This is a genomic window from Tamlana crocina, from assembly GCF_012037625.1.
Genome location: NZ_JAAVJS010000254.1, coordinates 1 through 443, shown reverse-complemented (window position 1 = coordinate 443; position 443 = coordinate 1). Strand labels below are relative to the sequence as shown.

The following is a 443-nucleotide window of genomic DNA, read 5'->3' as shown; positions in this document are numbered from 1 at the left end:
GAAAAGCATCTTTTGATGCAGAGAAAATAGCAGGTAACGCAAGAGAATTATTAACTACCCTGGTAAAATTAAAACCTACGGCTGCTAAAGGTGTATATATCAAAAGTATATACATGTCCAGCACTATGAGCCCAAGCGTTGAAGTTGATACCAAAAGGTTCACTGAGCAATAATATTATTGGATTATGACAAGAGAAGAAAAATCAAGAGTAATTGAAGATTTAACTGCCCAGTTAGCTGATAATACTACTATTTACCTGGCCGATATTTCTGGCTTGAACGCCTTGAATACGACAAATTTACGTAGAGCTTGTTTTAAGGCTAACGTAAAGCTTGCGGTAGTTAAGAACACACTTTTGGCTAAGGCCATGGAAAGTTCAGATAAGGATTTTGGAGAACTTCCTTCAGTATTAAAAGGAAATACTTCGATTATGTTTTCTGAA

The 443-nt window shown here is 35.9% G+C and carries 1 protein-coding gene and 1 pseudogene; both read left to right on the top strand.

The window, feature by feature from the left end; genetic code table 11:
• A pseudogene (locus tag HC176_RS20100) lies at positions 1 to 173 on the top strand (50S ribosomal protein L1); the annotation flags it as partial.
• 12 nt (positions 174 to 185) lie between these two features.
• Positions 186 to 443, top strand: a 258-nt coding sequence (gene rplJ / locus HC176_RS16590; RefSeq protein WP_167920113.1) for a 50S ribosomal protein L10, incomplete at its 3' end; no start/stop codon positions are given.